Genomic DNA, 13,995 nt, shown 5'->3' with positions numbered 1-13,995 from the left:
CCCGACTGTTTTATCTGCCTTCCACGATTTTGATTTCCTCGTCCGTCAGTCCGTACAGTTCGTACACGAGCGTGTCAATCTGCTTGTCGGTCGCGTCAATTTGACGCTGATACAATTCGCGATCCGTTTCGGTTTGCGCGGCGGCAAGCGATTTGTGGAGCGCGAGCATGTTTTGTATAGCGGCAACAAGCTTTTGTATTTGTATTTGAGTTGCGCGTGGCACAAGGAGCTTGGACTGTGATCCAGGTGTGGCATGTACGAGCCCACCACCGAGAGAATAGTCAATTATCTGTGTGGAGAAGTAGAAACTCTCAAGGTTTGAATTGATGACGCCTAGAATGAATTCGAGAGGTACGGTTACAGGTGGAGTGATGTCGGTCAGAATACCGTGTGGAATGATACAAACCAAACTTTGTTCCACATAGTAAATCGAATCATCTAAAGTGGCTATTAACCGCATCTTGGAAAGCATAGACTGGGAGACAATTTTCTTTGTCTCGAACAGTGCTGGGGTACGCGGGCTGTACATTTCTTCAGGAATATAGCGAATAAAACGCCCAGTTGGGTATGTTGCGTATCGTTTGATGTTTCTTCCTTCAAGGTAGGGTTTGGCGTTTCGTGCGTTGCTGTTGGTCGTTATTAAACGCTCTTTGCCGCCCTGTCCTACTCCTTTGGCAGATGAACGCAAACCGAATGTCACATAGCATAGCTCATCAAGTCTCCAACTTCGCGATTCCAATTTCTCGCAGAGTTTTCGCTTGGGTGACATCAAATCTAGCTTTAGACTGTGCCCGTCATTTTCCATGGCTTTCTGCTGTGGCCAGATGTTGACGGGTTTTTCAAAGAGTTCTGCTGGAGAGTTAGGGGAGAAAAGATCGATTGTATGATCTTTTGTAGTTGTGCGTTCACATACCAGGATGCAATTCTTGATAATTGCTCCTTCAAAGATTTTGAGCTTGGATAGGTCGGCAATGCTCTCTATTGAGGTTTCTGACAACAGTAATTTCCTCAGACTTTCGCAATTTGGTTGATGTAGAGTTTGAATAGGAACGATAAAACCAACTCTACCTCCAGAGCGCGCTATTTGTAAAGCCCTTTCGTAGAATAACAGATAGATATCCCAGACGTGGGTGGCGCAGACATAGTGCGACTCTAGGTGTTTTATCTGCTCTGGATAAAATTCTTTGAATATGCGTACCCGAATGTACGGCGGATTCCCAATCACCGCGTCAAAGCCGCGCGCGTCCGAGACCTGGAAGGTCTCCAAAGACCTTCCAGGTCTATCGCTGCCAAACACTTGCGAAAACCCGCTCGCCCAATCGAACGGTTTGACGCGCCGCAATTCTTCGTCGCTCGTCACCAAATAATCTGTGCCGATCAAACTGTTTCCGCATTTGATATTCGCGGACAAATCCGGCAACAGCGTTTGATTGAACAACGTCCGCTCATAATGCGCCTCGTCGCTCCGTGTGTCCTCCAACGCCTTGAGCGACAACGACAGCCGCGTCACCTCGACCGCTTGCGGGTCAATGTCCACGCCGAACAGATTGTTCAGCAAAATCTGCCGCTTGAGTTTCGCGGTCAAGCGCACGCGCCCGTCCTCGTCGCGATAGAATGCGTCGCGCGTGGTAGGGGCGTTCAATTGAACGCCCCTACGGGCGTAATAATTTCGATGCCACTCGATCAACGCGTTGTACGCGCCGAGCAGAAACGAACCCGAACCGCACGCGGGGTCGAGAATTTTCAAGCGCGCGACATCGGCGGGCGTTTTGCAATCGGACAGCAATTTGCCGACGGTATTGGCGACGATGTAATTGACGATGTACTGGGGCGTGTAGTAAACGCCCCCGGCTTTGCGGACTTCGGGTTTGTCTTCGATCTTGACGCGCGCGTCGGTCGCGTGCACCACGCGACCCAGGAAGCGTTCGTAGATCGTGCCGAGGATTTCGACCGGCAACATAGCGAAATTGTACGGCGAGTTTTCCGGCAACAAGTCCTCGATGATCGCGCGCACGACCTGGTTGCTCACCGTCACCGCTTCGAGTTCGGGGCGCGGCGCAAAGATGCTGCCGTTGTACATCGTGTTCAATTCGGCGAACAGATTTTGGCACGCGACGAACCAGCCGCAATCCGCTTCCGTCAGTCCATCGCGCTCGACCAGCTCTGCTAGCTTCGCCAAGTAATCGTCCTCGATCTCGCGGTCGGACAAGACCTTGACGAAGATGAGGCGATCAATCAGCAATTGCACCGCGGCGGTCAGCACGTTGCCATCGAGCGCGGGATTGCGTTTCTTCATCTCCTTGGCGAGACGCACGCGCCAACCGGTTTTCTCGTCGTCGAGCGCGGCAAGGAACGCCTTGTCCGGCGGCACGCGATTCGCTTTGACTTTTTTCGGCGAGAGATAGCGCGACCAAATGCCGGTGGGAGCGTTTAATAAAACGCCCCTACGTGCGGCAAGCACATTGTTCCGCTCGAACAAATCCCACAGTTCGTCGAACCGCGCGATGTAATCGGTGTAACGCCAATCTATCACGCGAAACGCGTGGATCGCTTCCGGCTTGGCGGCGAAGAGTGTGCAGTCGAGGACGATGAACTCTTGAAAGTCGGTGAGGATCGCAAAATCCATTTTCTTCGCGGGCGCATTGTTCTGCGTCGAGTACGCGTACGCGTAGACTTGATTGAGCCAGCGCGGATCGTGCATTGCGTACTTGGCTTTTTTCGCGTCCATCACAAAGAGTTGTTGCCCGTCGAGTTGCAGGATGTAATCGGGGCGATTGCCCTGGCGCATCGTGCGTTGCAAAACAAATTCCCATTGCGGCTCGGCGAGACCGGTATTGTCCACGTTCCAATTCAAATATCGAAAGAGCGGACGCACGAAATTGTTTTCGATGTTCGCTTCTTCGGTGTTGAGGAGCGCGGCTTCGTTCTGTTGAAATTGGGTGACGAGTTGCGCGATGTGTGCGCGGGCTTGGTCTTTGGAATAGGTGGTCATGCTCTCAGTATAACGTGAAAGCCGGTCTGGGTCAAAAATAAGAATCCAGGTTTCTTCGAGAAACCTGGATTCTAGAATTGCCAAAATTCTGCACTCGCATTATTATCGTTCCAGCGAAAGGAGATTCACCATGCAAGTACCCTACCCCTACCAATGGCTCTCAGCCACAAATCAAAACCGCGCGTTCATCGTCATGCTTCCGCTCACGATCCTCGCGATGTTCATCGAGCAAGTGACCGGCGCGCCGTTGAAGACGGACGTTGCGCCGTCAGGCATCGTGTCGTTCGAGTTCGCGGGAAAATTATCACTCGCGCAAGCGATGGTGAAATCGTGGGGGCAAGTGGGGCAGGTCTACGCGGGGCTGAACCTGGGATTCGATTTCGTCTTTATCATCACGTACGTCATTTGCATCGGCTTGGGTTGCGTCATCGTCGCGCGCGGCGGATTCCTTTCATCGGCTGGCATCATCCTGGCATGGGCAATGTTCGCCGCCGGGCTGTTCGATTGCATCGAGAACTATAACCTGATTCAAATCCTGCTTGGCTTGGGGCAAGAATCATCCGCCACAATCGCGGAATGGTGTGCAATAATCAAGTTCACGATTGTTGGGCTTGGGTTAGCATATTTTTTCATCGGCGGGGTACTGCTGCTGCTGAGGAAAATGCGCGCAACGTCAGCCGATAAAATCGCAGGCGCATAGAGCAAATTCCATTTTGATTTTCGGCGCGCGCTGCGCACAAGACCTGTCAGGTTTCTAAAAACCTGACAGGTCTGCCGTAAACGCGTAAAGAATCTGGTCTAAAGGGACGAGTCAACCAGCCCCGCCCTGTTTTTATGTTTCCATTCCAATTCTTTTCAACGCGCGCTGCGCGACGAGCGTTACCCAGCGCGATGGTTCTTTCTTCTGCCCGAATTCCCAGCCCTCCCATGCCTTCCAAACTGAACTGGGAACAAACCGTCCGTGTTCGTCCGCTTGGGCGCGCACGACCTCTGCCATCGCGCGCAAACGCGCGTCCTGGCGTAGCCACGGGAATTGCGTCAACACATCGAGCACGTGCAAAATGTCGTACCACACGAGCGGCGCTTTCAACTTGCGAAAATCCGTGCCCATGTAAAACACGTACGGATGTTGCCTTTTGCTCTCTGCCCACAATGCCAGCAATGTTTCCGCACCGATATGGCTCGCGCGGCTGTTGCGCGTGCGCGGATTCAGCGCGAGTGTTTTCAGCATCACGAGATTGGCGTACGGGCATGGATCGTCTTTGCGACCAGGTCCGCGAAACTTGCCTAGCTCTTGCGACACCGCGCACGGAAAACCATTGTCGCGCACCAGCCCGGTCAAGTGCTCGATTGCGCGTTGAGTGCGCGCGTCGTCGCCCAGCCCGAGTTTGACGAGCGCGTAGACGACGGTCGGCGCGTCGCATAATGCCCACGCCCATTCATCTTTGCCGGTGCCGCCAAAGTGCTTGGGAATATTCATCAACACTTGGAATGGTCCCTCGGCGGATTGGTGCTTCAAGATGCGCGCGATGATCTTGTCCATTCCTGGATCGTCCGCGCGCAGACCCAGGTCAGCGAGAAAGGCGAGTTGGTGGAGCGGATGCCCCGCGCTCTTGTGGCTGTTGATGATCGTGCTCGACAACGCGGCGGCTTGGGTGACGAGACCCCGAACCTGGAGATCGGCGAGCATTGCCTGGCGCGCGGCAATCACTGCCGCGTGATCTTCTTTTTGTTTGAGCAAATCGCGCCGCGTGCGATACTGCACCCACGCGGAACCTTCCAGCAACCAATCAGTCAACGCGTTCATCGTGTTTCCTCCTCGTGTAATCGTGCCAAAATTATAACGTGACTGGGAGATCGGGTCAATTGTAATCTTGACATTTCGCTTTACTCGCGTACCATTCAGCCGCGTATTCACAACCCATTTGTTTCGCGGCGGTTGGCGGTCTGTCGTCGCCGGTCGCGATTCAGAAGGAATGCCTATGCAATCCCCTCGCACATTCCGAACCATTGTTTTTAGCGACCTCGGCATTCTGATTCTCCTCGCGCTGGGGTGCGTTATCTTCCACACGCTCACGAATGGGCAGTACGGTTTTCATCGCGATGAACTCGCGCTCATCGAGGACGCGCGCTACCTGGACTGGGGCTATGTCGCGTATCCGCCGGTGACGCCGTTCATCACGCGCGTCGGACTCGAATTGTTTGGCGCGTCGCTTGTCGGACTGCGCTTGATTGTCGCGCTCGGGCAGGGCGTTGTGATGGTGCTCGTCGGCTTGATGGCGCGCGACCTGGGTGGCAAGCGTTTGGCGCAAGTGCTCGCCGCGCTCGCCATTGCGATTTCGCCGGTCGCGCTGTTCGGCGGCGTGATGCTCAGTTATTTCGCGCTCGATTACGTGTGGTGGATCGTCGTCGCGTTCTGCGTACTGCGTCTGCTCAAGACGGATGACGCGCGGTGGTGGCTCGCGATTGGCGCGTTCATCGGTATCGGGATGATGACCAAGTACACGATGGCGGTTTTCGTGATTGGACTTGTCGTCGGCGTTTTGCTTTCGCCCGCGCGCAACTATTTACGCACGCGCTGGTTGTGGCTCGGCGCGGCAATCGCGTTGGTCATTTTTCTGCCGAATCTGATTTGGCAAATCCAACACAATTTCATCTCGATTGAATTTCTCGGCAGCATTCACGAACGCGATATTGCCTGGGGACGCACCGATGGATACTTGGTCGAGCAACTTTACCAAAGCGCCAACCCGTTCACGCTTCCGCTTTGGATTGCCGGGTTGTATTTTTATTTTTTCGCGCGCGAGGGCAAACGCTTTCGTCCGCTCGGCTGGATGTACGTCGTCCCATTCGTGTTGTTGCTCGTCACGCGCGGACGTGGCTACTATGTTGCGCCGGCGTATGCGATGCTGATCGCGGCGGGTGCGCTGCTCGCGGAACGCTGGCTCGACGCGATGCGACCGATGCGCGCGCGCGTGGTGCGCGCGGTTGGCGGCGTGGCGCTCGCGCTCGGCGCGGCGATCGGAATCGTACTCATGGTGCCGGTTGCGCCGATCAATTCGCCCGTGTGGCAACTCGCGGACGATGTCTCCGGACTATATCGCGAGATGGTTGGCTGGGAAGACCTGGTCGAAATCGTCGCCGGGATTTACAACAACCTGCCGGCGAACGAACGCGCGCGCGCCGGCATTCATGCCGGCAACTATGGCGAGGTGGGTTCGATCAATCTGTACGGCGCGCGCTACGGGTTACCTAAGGCAATTTCGAACGGCAATTCATCGTGGTTGCGCGGCTATGGCAATCCGCCGCCGGAAACCGTCGTCGTCGTCGGCGCGCGCCGCGAAGACGCGTTGCGTTTTTTCGTCGCGTGTGAGGAGGCGGGACGCATCACGAATCGCTACAACGTCCGCAACGAAGAGACGACGTACGCACCGGTGATTCTCATTTGTCGCGGCGTGCAGATGTCCTGGGACGAAATGTGGAAGCGCGTGCGGGTGTTTCAGTAGGGGCGAAGCATTTGCCACAACTTGATTCTTGAACGAGCCGGTTTCCATTTGAGAAAAGATTTGCACAGGCGCAAACTTTATGCAAATGCTTCGCCCCTACCGGATATTTCCCGTTTGTCTATTTTGTTGCCAAGCATGGTCAAGTCGTGTAGAATGTTGCGCGCAGTAGGGACGTTCAATTGAACGTCCCTACATAACGAACCATCAATTCAAAATGAAAATGCTCCAAACATGCCATATCGCATTTTGATGATCGCGCCCACGTCGTTCTTTCTTGACTATGGTTGCCACGTTCGCATCCTCGAAGAAGCGCGCATTCTGCAAACGATGGGACACCGCGTCAAGATCGTGACCTATCCGCTTGGTCGCAATCTGCCCGACCTCGACATCGAACGCGCGCTGCGAATTCCATTTCGCTCGCGCCACGAAACCGGTCCTTCGCGTTCGAAATTGATTATTGATTTTCTCCTCGCGTTCAAATCGTTGACCGCCGCGCGCCGATTCAAACCACACGTCATTCACGCCCATCTGCACGAAGGCGCGTTGATCGGCGGTGTGTTGAGTCGTCTGTTGCGCGTGCCGCTCGTGTTCGATTTCCAGGGCAGTCTCACGAGTGAGATGGTGGATCACCGATTCATTGCGCCGCGCGGTGCGCTGTTCTCGCACGCGCGCGCGGTCGAGTGGTGGATTGATCGCCTGCCGCACCACATCCTCACCAGTTCCACGAACGCGGCGAACGTGTTGACGAACGATTTTACCGTGTTGCCCGACAAGGTCACGGTGTTGTCCGATTGTGTGAACGCGGAGACATTTTTGCCGGTGAACAATGCGACGAGCGCGCTCGCGGTGGATGAACTGCGGGCGCGGTTGAACATCCCGCGCGAACGCAAGACGATTGTTTACATCGGCTTGCTCGCCCCCTATCGCGGCACGGACGTGTTGCTCGAATCGGCGCGGCAATTGCTTGAACGCGGCGTGAACGCGCATTTTGTCATTGCCGGATTCCCGAACGTCGAGTACTATCAAGCGCGTGCGCGCGAACTAGAGATCGCGGAACGCGTGTCGTTCGTCGGGCGCGTGCCGTACGAGGACGTGCCGCTGTGGTTGTCGCTCGGTGATGTCGTCGTCGAGCCGAAGATGAGCGCGACCGAAGCGGCGGGCAAGGTATTGAACTATATGGCGATGGGTTTGCCGGTCGTCGCGTTCGACATCCCGGTGATGCGCGAATACCTGGGCGACCTGGGTGTGTACGCGCCGCTCGGCGACGCGACCGCGTTCGCGAATCAGATTCAAGCGTTGCTCGACGATCCCCCGCGCGCGCGCGACCTGGGTTGCGCGTTGCGCGCGCGCGTGATCGAAAAATTTTCGTGGGAACGCGCGGGGAAAGAAATCGAAAAGGTGTACGATGCGTTGACCGCGTCAGCGCGCGGTGGTAAAATGGAGTCGAGGTGAGGTGGAACGATGGAAACGATAGAACTGAGACCGGACTTGCAACAGACGATTGAACAGTTTGCCCGGCAAACTTCGGGCAGTGTTAATGCGATTGTAAATCAAGCCGTCGAAAACTTTGCGCGAGAACAACAGCGCGAGAAACTCAATCGCGAAATCGCCGCGTTCGAATCCATGCATGCCGAACTCAAGCGTCAGTATTTGGGGAAATGGGTTGCGATTCACAAAGGCAACTTGGTTGACACCGACGAAGATGTCACGCAACTATATCGTCGTGTGCGCACCCAATTCGGTCGCACGTCGGTGCTCATTCGCCAAGTCACGGCTAGTCCCAAAGAAGAAACTTTCGTTCGTACTCCCAGCACCGGAAAAGCGCGCGAATGAAATACGCATACGATTCAACCTACTCTCAGCCTGTACTAACGTAAATCGAGCAGCGAGTTCCAACCACATCAGAATATCCTGCAAAAGTCGTTGACTGGATAGAGATAGCGAAGAACTTTGCGCCTGTGTCAGAAGCTGAAGAAGGTGAAGAAGGTGAGAACCCAGGGCAAGCACAATGATGTATGAAATCGAGTTCACATTTGAGGCGAATGAGGATCTGATACTGTTCAGGAAATTCGAGCAAAAGCAAATCCTCGATGAAACCGAACATCAACTCATGTACGAACCGAACGTTGCCACCCGCAACCGCAAGGAAATGGACCCCAATGATGTCGCCGGGTGGGAATTGCGGATTGGAAAGTTTCGAGTATTCTACAATGTGGATGAATCAACGCGTACGGTCAGCATAGAAGCAGTCGGTTTCAAAGTTGGCAATCTACTGTTCATCCGAGGCGAAAGGAGGAAACTATGAGCGCGATCATAACAGTCCCGACACGCGCCAAAACACTCAACGATCTTTTGCGAAAGGCGCGTCGCAAGGAAATTGTCTTGGAGTCTGCAGACGGAGAACGCTTTGTGCTGGCTTCCCTCCAAGGTTGGGAAGGATTCGAAGTGGACGAGAATGACGACATCACCAAAAACAGGAAATTGATGAGCCACCTTGCAAAACGACGCAAAGGCGGCAAAAGAATTCCGCTTGCCGATGTCAGAGCAAAACTGGGATTACGGTAGAGGTTTGGAGTTATCCGCGTGAACAATCTTGCCGCACTCCGTTCCTCCGCGCTCGCCATTTTCCACGCCGCGCTCGCCACCGCCGACGCGCGCGCGGCAGTCCATCGCGCGATGCAGCGCGACGGCAATCGCTTGATCGTGGATGGACGCGCGTATGATCTTGCGCGCATGCGCCGTGTCTTTGTTATCGGTTTTGGCAAGGCGAGCGCGGCGATGGCGCAAGCCGCCGAAGCGATCCTGGGTGACAAACTTGTGGACGGCGCGGTTAGCGTCAAGTACGAACACACCGCGCCACTGAAAAAAATCGAATTGACTGAAGCCGGGCACCCACTACCGGACGCGAATTCCCTACTCGGCGCGGAAAAAATTCTCGCTCTATTGCGCACCACGACGCCGGACGATTTGGTGATCTGCGTGATTTCCGGCGGCGGCTCGGCTCTGCTCGAATCGCTCGTCGCCGGGGTGACGCTCGACGATTTGCGCGCGACGACGGACGCGCTCTTGCGCGCCGGCGCGACGATCAACGAACTGAACACGTTGCGTAAACATATTTCGCAAGTCAAGGGCGGACAACTCGCGCGCCATTCGAATGCGCCAATCATCGCGTTGATTCTCTCGGACGTGCTCGGCTCGCCGCTCGATACGATTGCGTCCGGACCGACCGCGCCGGATACGACGACATTCGCGGACGCGCGCGCGGTCATCGAGCAACGCGGCGTGCGCGATCAACTGCCCGCGTGCGTCGTCGCACACATCGAGCGGGGCGCGCGCGGCGAGATTGCAGACACGCCGAAAGCCGGCGACGCGGTTTTCGCGCGTGCGCAAAACGTCATCATCGCGGACAATGCAATTGCGTGTGATGCCGCGATCCAAGCCGCGCGCGAACGCGGGTTCAACGCGTTATTGCTCTCGACGTTTATGCAAGGCGAAGCGCGCGAGGTTGCCAAGGTGCTCGCCGCAATCGCGAAAGAGATCGCGCAGTCGTCGCGCCCGCTCGCGCGACCGGCGTGCCTCATCGCCGGCGGCGAGACGACCGTGACGGTGCGCGGCAATGGCAAGGGCGGACGCAACCAAGAACTCGTGCTCGCGGCGGCGATAGACATCGCGGGAATGCCGGACGTGTGCGTGCTCTGCGGCGGCACCGATGGCACGGATGGTCCAACGGACGCGGCAGGCGCGCTGGCGGACGGCGAAACGATCGCGCGCGCGCAGGCACACGGACTCGACGCGCGCGATTTTCTCGCGCGCAATGATGCGTACCATTTTTTCAAGCCGCTCGACGATCTGCTCATCACGGGTCCCACAAATACGAATCTCAACGACGTGATCATCGTGTTGATGCGATAAATCAAAACCCCGCTCTCGATGCGCTTCCTTCACCAAAAACCAGGTTTCTCCGAGAAACCTGGTTTTTTTCTCTCTTGCCGATAGGAGTTGGCAAAGGTATTGTCGCCGAGAACGGGGTTTGCATTCAGGGACGTGTCTTGAGATGCTGGCGGACTTGTTCGAGCAATGTTTCCGGACCAGCCGTTTTGGCGATGGACGGCACATCCGGTAAGTAATCATCTGCCGGATTTGTCCGCAACGCGGTGCCGGAATGAATCGCGCTGAGCATGATGATCGGCGTGTTGCGATACGCCATGTACTCGGAACCTGGGGTCGGATTGCGCAACGTGAGACTCACGCGATTTCCTCCTGCCGTTACATCGGTCAGCGCGTCGAGGATGATGAGGTCGGGTTTGACCTGTTGGATCATTTGCAATCCCGTATCGCCGTTCGCCGCGCGAAACACGCGATACCCTTCGGCATCGAGCGGCAATTGCATCGCGTTCGCGGTCTCGTCATCGCGGTCAATGATCAAGATTTTCTCGTTTGCCATCGTGCCTCCTTTCATCCGCAGACAAGTCGGTGATCAACCTTCGCAAGGTTGAATGAATTTACGGCGGCGCAGTCACGGTGATCGTAAAATAGATTTTGAAGAACGCGTTCTCCAACGTGCGCGTCCCATGCCCGAAATTGATCGAAGGTGTACCGCTGAAACTCGTTTTCACGACACCCAGGTCTAACGGTGTGTCGCCTACATCCTCACCGTGAACCGAAATGTCGAGCGGCGCTTCGCGGATATTCGCGGCGTTCGCCATCACGCTGAAATCGGCGCGGCTACCCGGACGAATTTTTTCGTTACCGGTTGGCGAGGGCCATGACTTGGTTTGATCCTCGACTGTGAATGTGAGTCGCACCGGCACGGAATTGAGGAGATTGTGACCTGGCACGTCTTTGATATCCACGCGCGTGAATTCGATTTTGATTTGACACGGCGCGGTCGTGTCCGCACCCGCGCTCGCGCTCTTGGGCGATTCGCGCGAACCGTTCACCGCGCTGACGCGAATGTCGGTGTGCAGCGCGCCGCAGTCCAAGCCGGTGATCGTCGTCGAGACTGCGCCTGTGCCGGGATGCGCGGCGACCGTTCGTTTTAAGGTTGCGCCAAAGTAGATTTTGAACCCAGTTTCTTCCGGCGCAGTCGTGTTGTCGGTCCAGTTGATCGTGATCGTTTGCCCGGTGTGGCTCGGCGCGACGACGTTCGTCGGCGTGCAAGGATCGGTCGTGATGACGATGATGTTACTCGCCGCCGATTCCAATGCGCCGCGCGTCGCTTTGAGATAAAGGTTGTACGCTTTATTGCACGTCAAGTTGGCGAGCGAAAAAGTGGTGTTGCCGGTCGCGGGGTGCGCCTCGCGTTGTGCGAGCACGATATCGCCGCCGGTGTTGGTCTGATAAATCTTGAACCCTTCCTCATTGTTCGCGTTATCATTCCACGCGAGATCGGCATTCGTTTGTCCAACGGTCGTCGCGTTCAAGCCGGTCGGCGGGGCGGGGGGCGCCGGCGTCGGCGTGCGCGAGGGTGTCATCGTCGCGGTGGGTGTGATCGTTGGCGAAACGGACGGCAGGGTTGCCGACGGAGTCACGCTAATTGGCGGCGCGGTCGGCGTAGCGGTCATCGTCGGCAGAGCAGTCGGCGTGGGCGAACGCGTGAGCGTCGGGATCAACGTGGGCGTCGCAGTGGGGCGCGTCGTCGAAGCTTGGACGATGACGTTGATCGAAGCGGGTTGACTGACTTGATTCGTATAACTCACCGCGCGCGCTTCGAGCGTATAGTTTCCAGGATTGCGCGGCGTCCAACGCAAGATCGCGGAGAAATTGCCGGTGACGATTGCCGGGTTGGATTCCGCCGCGACGAGCGAACCATTTGCCCACAACTCGATGCGCGCGACACCGGAGATGTCGGTCGCGGTCGCTTTGACGAGCACTTCGGTGTTCGCTTCGACAATTGTGTCGGGCGCCGGCGCGGCAATGATCACGAGCGGACGCGCATCGGGCGGCGCGCAACTGGACAAGACAAGAATAATTACGACTGCAATGGCGAGGACGCCAATCGTTCGCGTGACGAACATCGTGCCCTCCTTTCATGCAATTCGATTATAGACCGAAACGCAGAGCATTTCAAGGGGCGCAAAGCAAAACCCGTTTTCACACGATTGTGGAAAACGGGTTTTGTTTGCAAGTGCAAGCCCAAGATATTTTAGCGCAAGGTTGACGTGCCGGTCGGTGTGATAGGTACGGTCGCTGTCACTGTGCTAGTGGCGTTGTCGGTGAGCGTGACCGTGGCACTCAGTGTCGCGGTTGCCGTGATCGTCGCGGAAGACGGAGTTGCCGGTGTGCCCGTCGCGCCGGGTCGCCGCGTGAGCGTGGCGATGGGACTGGGTGTGAGAAATTCGTACGCCAACGGTTCCACTTGCTTGAGTTGCTTGCCGCCCGGCGTAAAGGTCGGTTGCGGCGCGTGGGAAACGGGGGTCACGGGTGGTACCGGAAACACCCAGGTTGCCAGCAGACTGAACACGATATAGTTTGCCAAAATCAAAACGACGATCACACTCCATCTTCGCCAAACCATGACTCTACCTCCGAGCGCATTATAGCATTGCGAACAGGAACACGCAAACCAAGTGACTGCTCAACCTTGCGAAGGTTTGAAGGCGCAATTCTTTGGAAATCGAATTTAATGTCGCCGTGCGATTCCTGGGAAACGTGATTGGAACCTTCGCAAGGATGGGCTGATAGTTTGCTCGATTTGAATCAACATGCTACAATGCCGCGCGGAGAGAAATGCCGATGCGTTTTGACATTTTCACACTGTTCCCGGAAATGTTCGCTGGGATTTTCGACGAAAGTATTTTGAAACGCGCACGCGAAGCGAACCTGCTTGAAATTGCGTTGCACGATGTTCGCGATCATGCGACCGGCAAACATCACGTCACCGACGATTATCCGTACGCGGGCGGCGGCGGGATGGTGATGAAGCCCGATCCGATTTTCGCGTCCGTCGAATCCGTCTTGGGCGACGCGCGTCCGCCGATTATTTTGTTGACACCCCAGGGACGCGTGTTCACTCAGCAGATCGCGTTCGAACTCGCGCAACAGCCGCGCGTCGCGTTGATCTGCGGACATTACGAAGGTGTGGACGAACGCGTGCGCGAGCATCTCGTCACCGACGAAATCTCAATTGGCGATTACGTGCTGACCGGCGGCGAAATCCCGGCAATGGTGATCGTGGATGCGGTCGCGCGCTTGATTCCCGGCGCGCTCGGCGATCCCGCCGCGCCGCTCAAAGATTCGCACGCGTCCGGCTTGCTCGAAGGACCGCACTATACGCGCCCCGCCGAGTTTCGCGGGTGGCGCGTGCCGGACGCGTTGCTCTCCGGCAACCACGCGCAGATAACGATCTGGCGTCGCCGCGAAGCGTTGCGCCGCACCTTTCAACGTCGTCCCGATTTGCTGCGCGGTGTAGAACTGTCCGAATCCGATCGCGCATTTTTGCGAGACCTGGGATGGAATGAGACGTGAGGCAAATTTCCAAATTGCCATTTGTAGCGC

13 protein-coding genes are annotated in these 13,995 nt (G+C 56.3%); 8 read left to right on the top strand and 5 right to left on the bottom strand.

The window, feature by feature from the left end:
* Positions 1 to 10: 10 nt before the first annotated feature.
* The gene (locus tag HY868_09910; protein MBI5302442.1) at positions 11 to 2,992 is read right to left on the bottom strand and encodes an N-6 DNA methylase; all 2,982 of its coding nucleotides are present in this window, start codon (positions 2,990 to 2,992) and stop codon (positions 11 to 13) included.
* Positions 2,993 to 3,122: 130 nt separating this feature from the next.
* Between HY868_09910 and HY868_09905 the strand changes: the two genes are divergently transcribed.
* Positions 3,123 to 3,692 (top strand): hypothetical protein, encoded by a 570-nt coding sequence (locus HY868_09905; GenBank protein ID MBI5302441.1) that lies wholly within the window; start codon positions 3,123 to 3,125, stop codon positions 3,690 to 3,692.
* A 132-nt stretch (positions 3,693 to 3,824) separates the two neighbouring features.
* On the opposite strand, the gene HY868_09900 is transcribed toward HY868_09905, so the two are convergent.
* The gene (locus HY868_09900) at positions 3,825 to 4,799 is read right to left on the bottom strand and encodes a hypothetical protein (GenBank protein ID MBI5302440.1); all 975 of its coding nucleotides are present in this window, start codon (positions 4,797 to 4,799) and stop codon (positions 3,825 to 3,827) included.
* A 175-nt stretch (positions 4,800 to 4,974) separates the two neighbouring features.
* Between HY868_09900 and HY868_09895 the strand changes: the two genes are divergently transcribed.
* The 6 genes from HY868_09895 to HY868_09870 all read left to right on the top strand — a co-directional run bounded on the left by HY868_09895 (position 4,975) and on the right by HY868_09870 (position 10,410).
* On the top strand, positions 4,975 to 6,498 hold the full coding sequence (locus tag HY868_09895) for a glycosyltransferase family 39 protein (GenBank protein MBI5302439.1): 1,524 nt from the start codon (positions 4,975 to 4,977) through the stop codon (positions 6,496 to 6,498).
* A gap of 231 nt (positions 6,499 to 6,729) precedes the next feature.
* Positions 6,730 to 7,950: a glycosyltransferase family 4 protein gene (locus tag HY868_09890; GenBank protein ID MBI5302438.1), complete on the top strand. Its 1,221-nt coding sequence runs from the start codon at positions 6,730 to 6,732 to the stop codon at positions 7,948 to 7,950.
* Positions 7,951 to 7,959: 9 nt separating this feature from the next.
* On the top strand, positions 7,960 to 8,331 hold the full coding sequence (locus tag HY868_09885) for a hypothetical protein (GenBank protein MBI5302437.1): 372 nt from the start codon (positions 7,960 to 7,962) through the stop codon (positions 8,329 to 8,331).
* A gap of 178 nt (positions 8,332 to 8,509) precedes the next feature.
* Complete coding sequence (locus HY868_09880; GenBank protein ID MBI5302436.1) at positions 8,510 to 8,803, top strand: hypothetical protein; 294 nt, start codon at positions 8,510 to 8,512, stop codon at positions 8,801 to 8,803.
* Positions 8,800 to 9,063, top strand: a complete 264-nt coding sequence (locus HY868_09875) for a hypothetical protein (GenBank protein ID MBI5302435.1) — start codon at positions 8,800 to 8,802, stop codon at positions 9,061 to 9,063. Before HY868_09880 ends, HY868_09875 begins: the two co-directional genes overlap by 4 nt.
* An 18-nt stretch (positions 9,064 to 9,081) precedes the next feature.
* The gene (locus HY868_09870; GenBank protein MBI5302434.1) at positions 9,082 to 10,410 is read left to right on the top strand and encodes a glycerate kinase; all 1,329 of its coding nucleotides are present in this window, start codon (positions 9,082 to 9,084) and stop codon (positions 10,408 to 10,410) included.
* A 124-nt stretch (positions 10,411 to 10,534) separates the two neighbouring features.
* Here the strand turns inward: HY868_09870 and HY868_09865 are convergent, their stop codons facing one another.
* From HY868_09865 to HY868_09855, 3 genes are all read right to left on the bottom strand, one after another.
* Entirely contained in the window at positions 10,535 to 10,942 is a 408-nt protein-coding gene (locus HY868_09865) for a response regulator (GenBank protein MBI5302433.1), read from the bottom strand.
* A gap of 58 nt (positions 10,943 to 11,000) precedes the next feature.
* Complete coding sequence (locus HY868_09860) at positions 11,001 to 12,515, bottom strand: hypothetical protein (GenBank protein ID MBI5302432.1); 1,515 nt, start codon at positions 12,513 to 12,515, stop codon at positions 11,001 to 11,003.
* A 128-nt stretch (positions 12,516 to 12,643) separates the two neighbouring features.
* Positions 12,644 to 13,015 (bottom strand): hypothetical protein, encoded by a 372-nt coding sequence (locus HY868_09855; protein MBI5302431.1) that lies wholly within the window; start codon positions 13,013 to 13,015, stop codon positions 12,644 to 12,646.
* Positions 13,016 to 13,233: 218 nt separating this feature from the next.
* Here HY868_09855 and trmD point away from each other — a divergent pair, with 218 nt between their 5' ends.
* Positions 13,234 to 13,965 (top strand): tRNA (guanosine(37)-N1)-methyltransferase TrmD, encoded by a 732-nt coding sequence (gene trmD / locus HY868_09850; protein MBI5302430.1) that lies wholly within the window; start codon positions 13,234 to 13,236, stop codon positions 13,963 to 13,965.
* The last annotated feature ends 30 nt before the right edge of the window (positions 13,966 to 13,995 follow it).

This window comes from Chloroflexota bacterium (assembly GCA_016219275.1).
Taxonomy (GTDB): Bacteria; Chloroflexota; Anaerolineae; order UBA4142; family UBA4142; genus JACRBM01.
The sequence above is the reverse complement of the archived record's forward strand: the minus strand, read 5'-3'. Positions and strand labels throughout refer to the sequence as shown.